Genomic DNA, 14,804 nt, shown 5'->3' with positions numbered 1-14,804 from the left:
ACTACCGGAACAAAAAGTTCCGCTACTACCGGAACAAAAAGTTCCGCTAGGTCCGGTACTAAAAGTTCCGGGGAAAATAACCAATCAAAATTACAAATGAAAATTACAAATGAAAATTACCAATCAACCAGAGAAGAGATTGAGCAATGTGATTTGCCACTATCCATTAAGCAAGTATTGTTACGCAATTTAGATCGGTTGGTTGGTGATAATATATCGATTTTTGATATTTCTGTTGTCTACAACGCAAATAAAGAAAGTTTTAATGAATACGAGTTTGCTAGCATTTTGGATCATGTGTTAACAGAAACGACCGGTAAAATCCGTAGCATCAAACGCCGCTTAAAGAAAGGAATGGATACATACCAAAGACCTGCATCATCTTCAGATGCAAAAACATTAGGGAAAGCGGCAGTCCGAAAAGAGATAGTACCTGACTGGCTCAACATGGATTACAGTCAGCAAGAAAGTTCAATTGACGAAGAATTGCATGATTTGGAGCAAAAAAGAAGAGAATTGGAAGAGAGACTACGAAAATATCGTTAAACACAAAGAATAAAACTGATCTGACTGATTATTGGGGAGGTGATTATTCGTGAAAAAGCATGCTATTTTAGGCAAATATGGTGAGCAATGGAGCCTCAATTTGGGTGGAGCGGAATACATAGATGTTACTGCAGGCGTTAGCTTTGTTAAAGCTCTTGATGAGGTCTCCAACATGGGTTGGGAAGTTGTTTCTGTTTTTAAGGACGGAAACGAAATTAAAGCATTGGTTGCTATAGATCGTGTAAAATACGAATCCCATTATTAATCAGACGTGTTCAACAGTTAAAAAAGGAACTATAAGAACATATATTTCCGTGAAATGGTGTGTCTCTTTAAACCGTGTTGGACAGGCTGTCTTTGTTAGGGGGGATTTTATGGCTTTCTCTGTATCTGTCGAGGATTTTATTCTAAATACTCCGATTTACAGATTTGAAGAGTTTACTTATGAGGATATGCCCAATGTAGCAGAAATTCTTTTTTATGAAGGAATTATTGACTGTTATTGTGTGGAGTGTAAAAGGAATAGTACTTTTCATGCCGTTAAAAATGGTCGGGGAGGGTATCCTCTTGTGGAGATCTATAATACGTATGTCAACGCTGGCAATGTTAGGGGCCCTCATTTTGCTGGCGTTGATTTGCAAAACTGGAAGCAGGGGTTATATGATAGTTTAACAAATGGTGAGTTGTATTTTGTAAATAAAGAATTTACTTGTACCAGGGATGAAGAACATAAGATTGTATTGAACTATCTTGTGAAGGGAAACAAAATAGCAAAGGTAGGTCAGTATCCTTCTTTAGCTGATTTGAATCAGCTAGATATTAGAAAATATAGAAAAGTACTTAGTAAAGAGAAATATCTTGAGTTTAGCAAAGGTATAGGATTATCATCTCACGGGGTTGGAGTTGGAGCTTTTGTTTATTTAAGACGTATTTTCGAATATTTGATTCAGGAAGCATATGATAAAGCTAAGTCTTCTCCAGATTGGGTTGATAATGATTTTTCTAATAAGAGAATGGATGAAAAAATTCTCTCGTTGAAAGACTTCTTACCTCAATATTTGGTTGAAAATCGAAAAATATATGGAATATTGAGCAAGGGGATCCATGAATTAAGCGAGGAAGTTTGTTTAAAGATTTTTCCTCATGTAAAGTTGGGGATTGAATTGATACTTGATGAGAAGTTGTATGAGCTTGAACGAGAGGAAAAGCTTAAGGCAACTAAGGTTACTTTAGAAAAAATTCATGCTTCATTGTTAGATGATTAAATAAGAATGCTTGATTTTTGTCTATGATATGGCGCTCTAAGTATTACTTAGGGCGTTTTTCTTTTACTCATTTTTGAGTATTTTAGTGATCTATGGGTGGATGCTCTATCCAGTCATTTCTGAGAGGGGGGGCAGTCCAAACTTGGACTAGGGTGTTCTGGTTATCAATTTGGTAAGTAGCTTTAAATTGTTTGGGCAGCTTAAATTTGGACTGGGTGGGGTTCCAAGTTAGAATCTCATTAATTATTTTATGTCTGACAAAAAATATTGTTTTGTTTAGTGTTACGTATTATAATCAAAATAAATAATGTCAGACAAAAAATGTTTTTGCTTTAGGAAAGAGGGGATGTCTGATGAAGGAAGGCCGTTGCTATGAGCAACATGATTTCCAAGTGCTTATTTTATCTGTGTTTAATAAGCGGAGGCCATCAACGGAGAAGGAAAAATGGGAACTTCAGCGGGAATATCTTAGGTTAATTGATCGGATCCCGCAAATGTGGGAGGAGTTCGTACAGAAACATAAAAACATTTACGATCGGTTCGGGTATCTGGATGTGATTGTGCATGATGATTTGACGTATGAGCGGAAGAAGCTAAAACGAGGTAGACCGAAGGAAGAAAAGACAAGAGAACATCGAATTACAGTGCGGCTGGATGATGAACTATATGAGCTTCTACAAAAATATTGTCGGACGAAAAATTTGACGGAGTCAGAGGCGATCCGTGAGCTTATTGGCCAGCTTAAATATAAGATTTGGTGATCCTTCGTACGAAATTCGTCCGAAAAACAGACGAAGGGATAACTTTAGACATCCCCCCCATTCGAAGATTTGGCTCTTTTTAGGGGAGTTGTTCAACGGGAGGGGGTCAAGCGGAAAAAATTTTTTTGCGAAATCTCACGCGAGGGGAGGGGGGAGAATGAAAGCAGCCATTACGAGAAGCATCTTTTTCTTTGAAATTAAAGATGGAATTCTGCCTTAAAGACTTGGAAACTGTTTTTATTGTTTATTTAACACTATGTTCTAAATGAATAGTGTAGAGAAAAAAATATGCTCTCTCACAGTGAAGGAAAAAGCATGTTTTACATGGCAGCGTTTTTTCTGGCTCGATATCGTCTACTTTTAGCGGTAAGGTAGCATGTTTCAGAGCAATATTTTTTATCTTTGCGTTCAGGAGTGAATGGATGCTCACATACGGGACATATTTTCTTTTCGTTTTCCGTCATTAGGATGAAGAGTTGCATATATAATGCGTCTAAAAGATTATTGAATGTTAGTATTGGCTCTATTTTGAAGTAATCCTTTTCCTGATACGAATCGCGTTTTAACCAATAGTGTCTTAGGATACCTTTAGAAACGTGTTCCTCTATTTGGTTTAATATGTAATGCATACAAATGTATTGATATGTTACTAATTCTTCTGACTCATCCCATATTGCTATTTCTTTTGCTTTGTAATCTTTATTGCTGAAGAGGAAAAATTCCGCAACTTTTACTTTTGATTCTGACTCCGAGAAGAATAGATAGGTACCAGATTCTTCATCGTGGATAAAGTCTGTATTTAATGTGTGGCTGTCATATATTTTCTCTTTTTTCTGGACATGTTTTTTTATGGATTCTAAATCTCTGTTTACTGTGTGTTTATGTAAGTTCCAAAGGTCGTATAGCTTTTCGGCTTCTCTCCAAAATGAGTCTATGCTTTGCCTCATTTCATATTGATCGAATTCATTTTTTGTGAGTGATCCCTTTAATAGTCCCCACTCTTTTACCCATTTTTTTATCTCTTTCTTTTTGTTCCCACCATTTTTGATTTTTTCAACCATTTTTACGAGTGATGGAATGATTTCAACTTTATCGAATACGTCGTACGCTTCGAAGGCATGGGAGTCAGGCGGGTTTATTGATGCGAATATTACAACTTCCCCATTTACGTTTCTCACTTCAACAGAATCAGGTTTTACTTGAGGCGATTCACAATGTATAGGGAATGAAAATGTTTTATGCATACCGTTTTGAATACCCCTTTCGCATACCGTTTTTAATACCTTATAACTAAATAATACAGGATTTATAATGTAATTACAACGATGACGATTGTTATTTAAGGGGGTATGCATTTTGGTTAAGAGAAACGATGATATTCGTCGGTCCATTCGCGAATCTGGTCTACATCAATGGATGGTTGCGGAACATTTAGGCATTAGTGAGGCTACATTTACACGATGGTTACGCACAGAAATGTCCAGCGAACGAAAAAGAATGGTTATGGATGCGATTCAGGAATTAAAGCGGGAGCTAGCGCAGCGGGAAGCGTAGGTGAGGGGATATGGCGAAGGATGCTTATTATTTTCCTCACGACAGCAATGCCCGTAACGATCCAAAGATATTGGCCATGCGAAGTGTTTATGGATCGGAGGGGTATGGATGGTACTGGATAATTATTGAGATGCTACGAGAACAAACGGATTACAAGATAAAGATTAATAAATACACATGGAATGCACTCGCAATGCAAATGCAATGCACTGCAGATGCAGCGCAAGAGTTTGCATATGCGTGCATAAATGAGTTTGAATTGCTGCGTTCAGATGGGGAATATTTTTGGTCTGAATCGTTGTTAAGACGCATGAAAAATTACGACGAAAAGAGCGAAAAAGCCCGTAAAGCGGCGTTGGCAAGGTGGGCAAAATCCAGTAATGATGCGGATCCTAGCGATTCCAAGCAAGAGCAAAGCGAATGCAATGCAGATGCAATGCAAACGCATAGCGAACGCAATGCAAGTAAAGTAAATAAGAGTAAATTAAATAAAAATATATCTTCTCGTCAAAAACGAGTTTATGACGAGGCTTCACCTTACTATCAATTGGCTTTACGTCTTTATCAAGCAATTAAAAGAAATCTCCCTGAATTTAAGGAGCCTAATTTACAGAGTTGGGCTGACGATATGAGAAAGCTTGTTGAAATTGATGGGAAACAGCCTGAAAACATAGCAAAAGTGATCGATTGGGTACAAAGTGATTCGTTCTGGTGGAAAAACGTGATGAGTGCTTCCAAGCTTCGAAAACAATATGACCGGTTAGTGGCTGAAATTCGTTCCAGACATAAACAGAACACTTCTCAATCCAAAAACGATGAGCCTAAAAATCGGTTGCAAGTCATTGATATAAATAATCTTTTTGGCACTTAAGAGGTTGATTACCCATGAACAAATACGAGTTAGCGGTTCAAAACGAGCAATGTTTTTTGGGCTGTATATTGTTGGATCCTTCTTTACTGGACGAAACCGTATTAAGTCCTAATCACTTTATATATCCGCAGCACAAAGAATTGTTTAAGGTCATGCTTTCCCTCAAAAGGGAAGGTGAAGAAGTCTCGCTTGTATCTCTTACCATGCTAGGCGAAAGCACCATTATGAAAATTGGCGGCGTAAGCTATTTGAGCCAGTTAATGAATTCTGTTCCTTCTGTCCACGGGTTTAAAAGTTACGAAAAGAATATTTTGGCCTTTTACACTGTCCAGACCGCCATTAATTACGCGAATGAGTTTTTGGAGAAAACGAAAGAAACGCATAAAATTCAAGATTTGACGCAATTCATTTCAGAAATAAGCAAATTAGAAGCGGATACGGTCGCTCCATCGGTCAGCTTTAAGGACAAGCTCTATCAACGTGTACAGCAACATTTAAAAAGCAATCCAAAAGGGTTAAGCGGTACGCATACCGGCTTTTTGTCCTTGAATCAGTTAACTGACGGATGGCAACCAGGGGATTTAATTGTGATCGGCGCCCGTCCTTCAATGGGAAAAACCGCCTTTGCTTTGAATTCTGCTTTAAACGCTTGTAAGACAGGCAATGTTAAGGTTACGTTTTTTAGCATTGAGATGACCGAAGAAGCCATTATTGATCGCCTCATTGCAACTGAGGGCAAAATCAACCTTATGAAACTACGAAACATCAATAAACATTTTACAAATTCCGAGCATGATAAGTATCAAGAAGCGGTCGGCCGGCTGGAGAGTTTAGATATCGATATCCGCGAAAGAGAAAACACGGTTCCAGCAATGCGGGCTGTTGTTAGACGAAACATAAAAGCCGCTCCTGATAAAAAGCATGTGGTCATGATTGATTATTTGACACTTATCAAGGCGACAGAAAGCAAACCGAACCGGCACACCGAGGTAGAGGAAATCGTTCTTGATTTAAAGCAAATGGCCAAGGATTTTAATGTTCCGGTCATTGTACTGTCCCAGTTAAGCCGGCTTTTAGAACAACGGAAGGATAAGAGGCCAATGCTTTCTGATTTGAGGGAGTCTGGAGCCATTGAACAGGCAGCAGATATGGTGATGTTTCTTTACCGTGATGATTATTACGATCCTGAATCAGAACATAAAGGGATCACGGAATTGTTGATTGCTAAGAATCGCAATGGCAAAACAGGAACTCTTATGATGCGGTTTTTTAAAGAAACTAATACTTTTACGGAGGTATTACGATGACGGTTGGCGAGTTGTATCGTGATGCCCTTGTTCACAACGAACCAAGTTTGTTAATGTTCATTGATTTCTTGGTAAGGGAAAAGCGTGTTCTTTCAATGGATGATCCCGCAGCAAAGCTAGATTACTATTGGCAAGTACGCTTTGTTAATAAGATGAACCAATATTTGCGAGAGTACGAACCAAAGTGGAAAGGAGAGAAAACAGCGATATGAACTTCGTTAATCAGTGGCACGTATACGAGTATCTCAAGAATAATGCCGAAACGGTATTGCTAAAGAATTTGATGGAAACTTTTAAAGATGCGCCTATTGAAACGCTAGTAGAAGGTATGAAGGAGTGGCTTATAACTCCAAAGCATCTATAAGTTACACATAAATTTATGAGCCAAATAAGGAGGTCTAATATGAACATATTTGAGGCACGGAAAAGATTGAATGAAATTGATCAGCTGCTCCTTTCTGAAGGAGCGAAGCTAAAGGCAGAAGCGGATACAAACCGCATTCTAAAATCGACGTATGCAGATCGGATTTTAAAAGCGTTTAAGAAAAATATAATCTTTCAAATCCTGCAATCTCCCGATTTAAATTCACATCATCTCGAAGCCTTATTCAAGAATTGGAAAGATGATATTGAAGAGATGAAAAGGGTAAAACAGTACAATCCTATTAATGCACTAGTGGCTTTGAAGATTTTTGGGCGACGGATCAAGGAACTGGAGCGACGAAACAATGCGCTCTATGGCCAATTGCGAGAGATTCAAAATCAATATACCAATCTTGGAAAGGAATTAGAGAAAAGCCCTTATTTCAAGGGAAAACAAGAAATTTTAGATGAGATTTATCATCGAAAATCCATGATGAAAGAGATATGCCAGCGTGATGAGTTAGACCTTTCGTTTTTTTATCAAAACGTGATGCAGCTGTTCTTGCTTGGCTGGAAGATAAGCAAAGAGGACTTTCTTTCCCTTATTTCCGTTGATCATAATCGGGTTAGCTGGGACGGCGTGACCTTACCGACTTATCCGGAACTGAAAGAAAGCCTTCCGGAACAATTGGATTTTGAAGCATTCCTCGAGGCAATCTTCATTGAAAAAGTGGAAGATGACGGCGACAGCGTCTTTTTCGATATGGTCGTGGATTATACGGCTGAGCAGATAGACCGGAACAAGGAGTTTAGAGAAAAAGCTCATCAGTTTATTCAAGAAACATTCGGGCCGATACCGACTTATACAGCGGCTGTCGATGAATTTGGGGATATCGTCGAATTAGTGCCGAATAAGCCAAATTTAAAAGTCATCCACTAATTCTTATTTGTTGGAGGTGTGATGAATGCCGCGGCAACACACTAAGCAAAACATTAAGGCAGCGCGTAAAAAAGTGGAAATTGCCTTAGAGAAATACAAGATGTACCTTTTAACGCTGCCGGATGATATGCTGCCAAAAATCACTTCTTCTTATTCCATCGCACCTCCTTCAAAAACAAATCAATTCTATTCCTCTACTGAAGCCGTTGCCATTCAAAGAATAGATTACGAACGGGAACGAGAGGAATATATGCAACGGATTCAAGCGGCTGTAAACCGGTGTAGCGAAATGGAGCGGGCTATTATCATTCAGTGCTACATGCAGCCAGAAGATGTCTACGATTATGAGATATATAATGAACTAGGTCTAAGCGAAAGAAAGTTTTATCATTTGAAAGGAAAAGCACTGGATAAGCTGGCAGTTATCCTTGGGTTTATCAGCGTAGAAGAGCTATTCAATGATTAGATTCAGGATTGGTTTGAAGAAGAGGAGCGGTGGGCGGAATGGACGCAACAGAGAAGATAGTCCAAGAATTGAGGAATAATCTCATAGGTAAACCATTGCAATGGATGGTATACGGAGAAGGTGTTAGGGTACGCTTCGATCAACCAATAAAGAGCGTTTCTATTTCAAACTTTAGCGAATGTATTTTATTTCATTTCAAAGGCGCAGGTGCTAAGAATAAGGTTGTAAGCCTTGATATACCTGTAACCATTGAGAAGATAGATAATGATAAAGCACTCATGTATCATTTGTTTTCGAGTAATGGCAGCAAGGCTATAACAGTTGGATACCTGAAGGAGCAATAACAAGACTGCACAAGGATGTGCGGTCTTTTTTTATTTCGCTTAATCCCCCGTACCCAACGAAACGATGACAGGAGAGCGGGGACCGGCCAGGGGCAGGCAATTCCAATAGCGCGGGAGTTTTTCAAAAAGGGGTGTGACTTGAATGCCCCCCTGCCTGACGACGAAGTGGAGACATGGAGAACCGGCTGAGTGACCTTCATACAACACACAGGCCGCGCGCGTGACCCCCCTACCCGACATATCGGCGACTAGGAAGGGGTAGGGTAAATTTTTTTTAGCTGGCTCTTGCTAGACCGCCGGCGCCCTTCAGTGTGTACAGAACTCCCTTTTTTCATACGAAGGGGGGATAAAAGGCGAGGCCGTTCCTTCATACGCGACAAAACCGCAGAGGATAAACGACGTTATGGGTAGGGGGTATGAAAAAAGTTTTACAGAGGCATAGGGGACCGGCGGGGGCAGCTTCGCGCGCACAAAATTCGTTTTTTCTCGTAAAAGGGGGATATTTGCCATTGAAAACGGATTGGTTGGCTCAAGTTTGAGCATCCCCCGGGGTCAAAAGTTTTCAAGGATTTTTCAGATTCGGGCACCGGTGGTGGGCCTCAACTGCCGAGATTTTTTGAAAAAATACTCACGTAAGGGGAGATAAAACCGCTGTATGGTCATGGGTCCTTCTTAGAGGGGATCCTATGCGGGGCTCGCGAGGCCCGCAAAACGCCTCCATAAAATCAAAAAAATTCACTTCGGAACTTCGGAAATGGATCCTTTTTTAGTTACCAATAAAGGTTACAAAAAGGAGAAAAAAGCCGCTTTTTTTTGGAGTAAATGTTAAGAAAAAAACTTACAAAACCTTACTTTTTTCTTGTTACGTTTAAGGGTAACGTTCAATGCTGGATGGTAACGTTTAATGGTAACGCTGAATAGTAACGTGGTTTTCTAGATCCTAAAAATTCACTAACCGCACCTCAGAAAATTCACTAAGTGAATGAGTTTATTCACTCGTCTAACGTCTTTATGTAACATATTTGAAAATAAATTCCATTTATATTATAAATATTTCCTTTTTTACCTCTTTTTTTAGTGAAAAAAGTGAATAAATGAATAATAGTGAAAGAAGTATAGGAAAGTCCCTATAGAGAGAAATATAGAAAGTTAGTCAAAAAACGTTCACTTTACTTCATTTCTTCACTTTATTCACTTTTTCCCTGAAATAACCATTTCTCTCCCGCTGATGCAGCCAATTTTTTAAAAAAGGGGGTTCGGTTTTTCCGTCTCCTTTTTTTATTCTGATACGAATCGTTTTCGTGAAAAGGGTTCGAATCTGATTTTTGAACGGGTACAATGTTTCAAATTGCAGGAAAGGAGGGAACTCGAGCCATGCAAGAGGAGCAAATGGAATATGAATTCGAAGTATTATATCCAATCAAGTTCACCGAAGCAGAGTTAAATCGGATTAGAGCATTGATCCCAACCAAGAATATAAGTTACTTGGACTTGACCATCTTATACAAAATAGAACGTGCCTTTTGGTCTCTTGGAGAAGTCGATATAATCGAGAAGCCTTCGCAATAGCGAGGGCTTTTTTTATGTTCCAGAAAGCAAACGTCATTTAAAGCCCGTAGAAGCCCCGTAGAGCGTTTTGAATCGTAGGGGATATAAAACCATTACCACGCTGTTTAAAACGCGTTATACGCCAATTTTAGCGGTTATTTTTTTGGTACGACAGAAACAAAGTAATGAACGATATGCTGTGCTGCAAACTGGAATTTTCGGACGCATAAAAAAAGCGTGACGTCGTCGTATTTTATTTTTGTCAGACGAAAAAAGATGCACTCAAATTTGAGGAGATCAAATACTAGTCAAAAAAGGAGCATGACAATATGGATAACGAAAAGAAACAAGAAGTCGTCATGAACCAGCCATCAACAGAAACAATGATGCGGGTCTACGCGTTCTTTATGCGCACGTCGATTCCGCGTATTTTGGCTGAAGAAAAGCGGAAAAAGGAGGCAAACGAAAATGACACTGCCGATTGATCTTGAATTACTTCAAAAGCGACGAGAAATTCCAGTTAAACTTGCTCAACTGTCCTATATAAACCCGGAAAAAGCAATCGAGCTTTTACGAAAGTGGGGCGAGAAACAAGTCCCTATTACTCCTTTGTATGCGGAAATTATCCAAGCATTAAATTCTGATGCGCAACGCAAAATAAAATCCCACGACACATCCGTGCCGCTTATTGAGAGAGACGAGCAAACAGTCTGAAAGGATGGGGTAACGTGAACAAAGTCTGGTGGTCCATGCAGGATCTCAAAGAGCGGACCGGATACAGCGAGGATTGGCTAAAGGAGAACATCCTACTTCACCCTCGCTACAAACCGATGCTCGACATTGAAAATGGCGGTTTTGTGTACTACCCAGAAAAGAAGGGTGAACGCTGGTGCTTCATTGCTTCGCGGATGGAGGAGTTCTTGGAAAAACATTTCCGCGACATATTCATGAAAAAGGGTTTTTCGTCAGACAAAAAATAAAATTACACGACATCGTGGAATTTGAGGTGTCTTAAAATCTCATGATACCGTCTAACCCCAGGATTATGTTGCGTTCAATGGTAACGTTTAATAGTAACGTCGAGTGGTAACGTTGAAATGAAACCTAAATCAAATTGATGTTGATGCAGCTAGCAAACGAAGAGAGGGTGCTGATCTTTCAGCAGACCCATATTAAGGGGGAGATAATTTATCGCCCCCTCGTGTTTTTCGAGATCGTTATGAGCGGAGTTTAATTCCGGTCACAGATTCATAGACATAATTGGGTATGTCTAAGGTGTACCCAGTTATATCTATGAACTAATTCATAGGTCTGCGCCGCAACAATTTAGTATTATCAAGGGTTCTATGGTCTAAAAGCTGAGCCTTTCAAGCCGACTATTATACATTTTTCGGCCCTGTTTTCGACCTGTTTTTGACATAAAAAATACGCTCAAATTTGAGCGTATTCAATACGCGTATTCAATAACCAATTAAATCGACATTTGGATGATTTATATATCAAAGAAGTCTGTCGGTTTTACATTTGGATCGATTTTTTTTAAAGCCGACATGATCTTTTTAATGGTTTCTAATCGCGGACTATGCTTTTTTTCTCCATTGCAGAGATCACTAATAACGGTCCTGCTTACTCCTGATGTTTTGGCTAACCATGTTTGACTTATTCCTCTTTTATCGAGCCATTTGCCTAATTTACTTCGTTTTTTCCCCAAACCGAACACCGTTCCATCTCCTTCCCTTTCTTGGTTAAATCCATTCATGTCCAAAAATCCGTAATTTTAAACGTTTTTGTTCAATAAAACGGAAACTTGTACAAGCTATCGAAATATCCATGAAACATAGGCAATTCAATTAACCCCAAGGAGTGAGGCAACATGAAAGGCGTTAGTTTACCCGTATATGCGAAAGAACAGCAAAGAGAAGGGCGGGTGAAATCATGAGCTACATTATTTCTTCTATGTTTTTGAATATGCCTGTATTGGTGATCGGAGCGACAGCAGCATCCGTTGTCGTATTGTCAGAGCTGGAAAGATGGGGAGTAAATATTGAATGGGGATTCGTTAAGGCAGGATTCCTCATAGGAGCAGGTTTCTCCTTGGTTAAGCTGCTGGGGAAAATGGCGCTATTCTTATAAGCACGTCCTCATGAGGAAGCGGAAATATTCTTATCAGAACGTCTAAACAAGCTGGTCCATCTATTCAGATAAGACTGTCTAAATGGTATTCCCATCGATATACCGCTAGGGAATAGGGAAAAAGAATATCGGTTTTCCTTTCATATCAAGGTGTCAGCACATATTTTCTCTCTTCCGAACAGGCAAAACTTAAATATTTATTTAAGGGTGTTTTCTATGATCGAATCGTTTCTCATTCCAGTCATTGCTGGGGCGGTTTTGGCGGTAGCAAAGGGCAAGAAAATGGATGACCGCAAAAAGATCGAAAAAGTTTTCGAGAAATGCCTGCAAAAAGACGATCAGGAGCCTGTGGAATTCATTAGGCAACGCAAATATGAAACGTACACGGAATTCGTTTACCGATTGCCTTTTTATCTTAGCTTTAGCCAGATTGAACAAAAACAAGAGCATTTCGAAAATGCCCTAAATAAGCGAATCGAGTTTTCTTTTGACGGGATGCTGCGCGTAAAAGTATTCGAAAATGAACTGCCGGAGATGTTTGAACTAACAAAAGAGATCATCGATCGATGCAAAGGATGGACGATTCCGACTGGCATCGACCAACAAGGAGACATTCATTTTCATGATTTCGACCGAATCATGCACATGATTGTTGCCGGCACAACGCAATACGGGAAAACCGTATTTCTAAAAATGCTTATTACGGTATTAGCCGCTAACCACCCGGAACACGTTCGCTTTACGCTCATTGATTTAAAAGGCGGTTTGGCTTTTCAACGGTTCGCAAACCTGCAGCAAGTCGTTTCTGTTGCTTCTGATGCGCAAGAAGCGTTAATGGCACTGAAACATATCAAAACGGATATCGAAAAACGATTGAAGGATTTTAAAGCGGCTGGATTCGAAAATATACGGGATTCGAAGATAAAAGAGCGGCATTTTATCGTGGTGGACGAAGCTGCGGAGCTGTCCCCGGCGGGGTACAAAGGGCAAGATAAGGCGTTACGCCAAGAGTGCGAAAATATTATGAGTTATATCGCTCGTGTAGCGGGTGGCGTCGGGTATCGTCTTATCTACGCGACACAGTACCCGACCAGTGACGTGCTACCGCGTCAGATTAAACAGAACTGCGACAGCAAGGTATGCTTCCGTCTTCAGACAGCCAAAGCCAGCGAAGTCGTCCTAAATGAAAAGGGAGCTGAAAAACTCCCATTTATCAAAGGCCGATGCATTTATTTAACGGATAAGCCGGTCATTCTACAAGCGCCTTATATCTCCAATGAGTTTATCGATGACATTTTGAAACCTTACAAAATGGAAAAGAGGGTGAGTGCTATTGAACACCATTCAAATGAGCCGCCAGCGCCAAATGGCTATACTATCGAGTTTAAATAAATTGGGCTTTATGACACGTTCGCAGATTCAGCGGTTGCACAATTTAGGAAGTGATCGGAACGCTTGTCGCGTGCTGGCCAATATGAAAGAATATCTGAACTCTTTCCGGCTGGAGGAAAATGTGTTTTACCTCAACAAAAAAGGACGGGAAATGGTCGGTAGCACAAAAAAAGTCACTAGGACAGCCCAAGTACGTCATATCCTCATGAGAAATGAACTGTATTTGTACTATGGCTGTCCAAAGGCGTGGAATGTAGAAAAAGAAGTCTTGATAAATGGGAAAGCTTATATTAAGCCCGATGTTATATTTATGATCGATGACCGCTTATATTTCGCAGAAATTGATCACACACAAACCATGTCCAATAACAAGCGGAAAATCGAAAAATATGTGGAACTCAAAGAATTAGGGGCATTTCAACGACAGTACGGATACTTTCCGTTACTCATATGGCTAACGACAAATGACGCAAAGCGTCAGCTGCTACAGAAAGCGTGTGACGATAAGGGAATCGAAACCTTTATTTTGACGCTGGATGAAGTAAAATAAAACGAGCGTTATGTCACCGTTATAATTAAATATGATGTTGCGCCCAGGACGAATCCCGGGCGCTATCTATTTGCCGAATAGGCGAGACCAAAACCCTTTTTTCTTCTTCTCATCTTCCTCTTTGGCCGCCGCGATCATTTTGCGTGTCTCCATGGACTCCTTGAGGGACTGCATGAGAAGCTCATCCCTTTTCTTTAGGCTTTCCTCTATGTATTTTTGTTGCTGATCCAGTCTCATCATGAGTTCCTTTAACAGCTCGTTTTGTTTGGCGACCATTTCTTTTAACGCTTGTATATCATCGTTATAACGCTCTGATTCCTGTTTTTTATCCATAACGCGAACCGCTACGTTCGATTGCTGAACCCATGCCATTACTGCTTCTGCTGCTTGTTCGAGCGTCATATCGCTACTTTGTTTTATCTCCATGAACCGCTTTAGAACTATAACGTCGTTTTGAAAGTATCCCCGCTGTCCCTTGTCGTTGACGTGGAACTTGTACCCCGCGTCCTGAAGGATGAGGGCATACTTTCGCAAGGTGGACTCCTTTATGCCCAGCAAAGCACACACATCACTCGGCCCCATCAATATTTGTCCTTCGTTTATATCATCTGTCATGACGCTTACCTCCCGTTATAACGCTGTTATGTTAATCATTCTATTGGTGGTGGTAGGTATCCTGCAACGGAAATATTTTCTTTCCTGATGAAGCTTATGGTATCCGCAACTTTATTCGCCAAAGCCGCTAAAAAATAATTCAACATAAA

At 40.0% G+C, this 14,804-nt stretch carries 19 protein-coding genes and 1 pseudogene; 17 read left to right on the top strand and 3 right to left on the bottom strand.

Annotated elements, in window-relative coordinates:
- From BM278_RS19340 to BM278_RS15950, 4 genes and pseudogenes are all read left to right on the top strand, one after another.
- Positions 1 to 546 (top strand): annotated as a pseudogene (locus BM278_RS19340) (helix-turn-helix domain-containing protein); the annotation flags it as partial.
- A gap of 49 nt (positions 547 to 595) precedes the next feature.
- Entirely contained in the window at positions 596 to 811 is a 216-nt protein-coding gene (locus BM278_RS15960) for a hypothetical protein (protein ID WP_090951715.1), read from the top strand.
- Between the two features lie 109 nt (positions 812 to 920).
- On the top strand, positions 921 to 1,811 hold the full coding sequence (locus BM278_RS15955) for a hypothetical protein (protein WP_090951712.1): 891 nt from the start codon (positions 921 to 923) through the stop codon (positions 1,809 to 1,811).
- 353 nt (positions 1,812 to 2,164) lie between these two features.
- Positions 2,165 to 2,572, top strand: a complete 408-nt coding sequence (locus BM278_RS15950) for a ribbon-helix-helix protein, CopG family (RefSeq protein ID WP_090951709.1) — start codon at positions 2,165 to 2,167, stop codon at positions 2,570 to 2,572.
- Positions 2,573 to 2,892: 320 nt separating this feature from the next.
- Here BM278_RS15950 and BM278_RS15945 read toward each other — a convergent pair whose 3' ends face one another.
- The gene (locus BM278_RS15945; RefSeq protein WP_090951706.1) at positions 2,893 to 3,816 is read right to left on the bottom strand and encodes a hypothetical protein; all 924 of its coding nucleotides are present in this window, start codon (positions 3,814 to 3,816) and stop codon (positions 2,893 to 2,895) included.
- A 112-nt stretch (positions 3,817 to 3,928) separates the two neighbouring features.
- On the opposite strand from BM278_RS15945, the gene BM278_RS15940 reads away from it, so the two are divergent.
- The 10 genes from BM278_RS15940 to BM278_RS15895 all read left to right on the top strand — a co-directional run bounded on the left by BM278_RS15940 (position 3,929) and on the right by BM278_RS15895 (position 10,945).
- Positions 3,929 to 4,126, top strand: coding sequence for a hypothetical protein (locus BM278_RS15940; protein ID WP_090951703.1), 198 nt, complete (start codon positions 3,929 to 3,931; stop codon positions 4,124 to 4,126).
- Between the two features lie 10 nt (positions 4,127 to 4,136).
- Entirely contained in the window at positions 4,137 to 4,997 is an 861-nt protein-coding gene (locus BM278_RS15935) for a DUF4373 domain-containing protein (RefSeq protein WP_090951700.1), read from the top strand.
- Positions 4,998 to 5,011: 14 nt separating this feature from the next.
- Complete coding sequence (locus BM278_RS15930; RefSeq protein ID WP_090951697.1) at positions 5,012 to 6,304, top strand: replicative DNA helicase; 1,293 nt, start codon at positions 5,012 to 5,014, stop codon at positions 6,302 to 6,304.
- Positions 6,301 to 6,516: a hypothetical protein gene (locus tag BM278_RS15925; RefSeq protein ID WP_090951694.1), complete on the top strand. Its 216-nt coding sequence runs from the start codon at positions 6,301 to 6,303 to the stop codon at positions 6,514 to 6,516. Before BM278_RS15930 ends, BM278_RS15925 begins: the two co-directional genes overlap by 4 nt.
- 191 nt (positions 6,517 to 6,707) lie before the next feature.
- On the top strand, positions 6,708 to 7,607 hold the full coding sequence (locus BM278_RS15920) for a hypothetical protein (RefSeq protein WP_090951691.1): 900 nt from the start codon (positions 6,708 to 6,710) through the stop codon (positions 7,605 to 7,607).
- 25 nt (positions 7,608 to 7,632) lie between these two features.
- Positions 7,633 to 8,073: an ArpU family phage packaging/lysis transcriptional regulator gene (locus BM278_RS15915; RefSeq protein WP_090951688.1), complete on the top strand. Its 441-nt coding sequence runs from the start codon at positions 7,633 to 7,635 to the stop codon at positions 8,071 to 8,073.
- A gap of 38 nt (positions 8,074 to 8,111) precedes the next feature.
- A complete protein-coding gene (locus BM278_RS15910; protein ID WP_090951685.1) occupies positions 8,112 to 8,417 on the top strand; it encodes a hypothetical protein in 306 nt (101 codons plus the stop codon).
- A 1,877-nt stretch (positions 8,418 to 10,294) separates the two neighbouring features.
- Positions 10,295 to 10,450 (top strand): hypothetical protein, encoded by a 156-nt coding sequence (locus BM278_RS18885; RefSeq protein ID WP_167359659.1) that lies wholly within the window; start codon positions 10,295 to 10,297, stop codon positions 10,448 to 10,450.
- Positions 10,434 to 10,679 (top strand): hypothetical protein, encoded by a 246-nt coding sequence (locus BM278_RS15900; protein WP_090951682.1) that lies wholly within the window; start codon positions 10,434 to 10,436, stop codon positions 10,677 to 10,679. The genes BM278_RS18885 and BM278_RS15900 overlap by 17 nt, the downstream gene beginning before the upstream one ends.
- Before the next feature lie 14 nt (positions 10,680 to 10,693).
- Positions 10,694 to 10,945 carry a DUF771 domain-containing protein gene (locus BM278_RS15895; protein ID WP_090951680.1) on the top strand — a complete coding sequence of 84 codons (252 nt, stop codon included), beginning with the start codon at positions 10,694 to 10,696 and terminating at the stop codon, positions 10,943 to 10,945.
- A 512-nt stretch (positions 10,946 to 11,457) separates the two neighbouring features.
- On the opposite strand, the gene BM278_RS15890 is transcribed toward BM278_RS15895, so the two are convergent.
- On the bottom strand, positions 11,458 to 11,724 hold the full coding sequence (locus tag BM278_RS15890; protein WP_090951677.1) for a helix-turn-helix transcriptional regulator: 267 nt from the start codon (positions 11,722 to 11,724) through the stop codon (positions 11,458 to 11,460).
- Between the two features lie 176 nt (positions 11,725 to 11,900).
- On the opposite strand from BM278_RS15890, the gene BM278_RS15885 reads away from it, so the two are divergent.
- From BM278_RS15885 to BM278_RS15875, 3 genes are all read left to right on the top strand, one after another.
- Positions 11,901 to 12,098, top strand: a complete 198-nt coding sequence (locus tag BM278_RS15885; RefSeq protein ID WP_090951674.1) for a hypothetical protein — start codon at positions 11,901 to 11,903, stop codon at positions 12,096 to 12,098.
- Between the two features lie 216 nt (positions 12,099 to 12,314).
- Positions 12,315 to 13,490 (top strand): FtsK/SpoIIIE domain-containing protein, encoded by a 1,176-nt coding sequence (locus BM278_RS15880; protein ID WP_090951671.1) that lies wholly within the window; start codon positions 12,315 to 12,317, stop codon positions 13,488 to 13,490.
- Positions 13,432 to 14,040: a replication-relaxation family protein gene (locus BM278_RS15875; protein WP_143093470.1), complete on the top strand. Its 609-nt coding sequence runs from the start codon at positions 13,432 to 13,434 to the stop codon at positions 14,038 to 14,040. The genes BM278_RS15880 and BM278_RS15875 overlap by 59 nt, the downstream gene beginning before the upstream one ends.
- A gap of 66 nt (positions 14,041 to 14,106) precedes the next feature.
- On the opposite strand, the gene BM278_RS15870 is transcribed toward BM278_RS15875, so the two are convergent.
- Complete coding sequence (locus BM278_RS15870) at positions 14,107 to 14,655, bottom strand: DUF3967 domain-containing protein (RefSeq protein WP_090951665.1); 549 nt, start codon at positions 14,653 to 14,655, stop codon at positions 14,107 to 14,109.
- Positions 14,656 to 14,804 lie beyond the last annotated feature (149 nt).

It is taken from the genome of Parageobacillus thermantarcticus, assembly GCF_900111865.1.
GTDB classification, from domain to species: domain Bacteria; phylum Bacillota; class Bacilli; order Bacillales; family Anoxybacillaceae; genus Parageobacillus; species Parageobacillus thermantarcticus.
The sequence above is the reverse complement of the archived record's forward strand: the minus strand, read 5'-3'. Positions and strand labels throughout refer to the sequence as shown.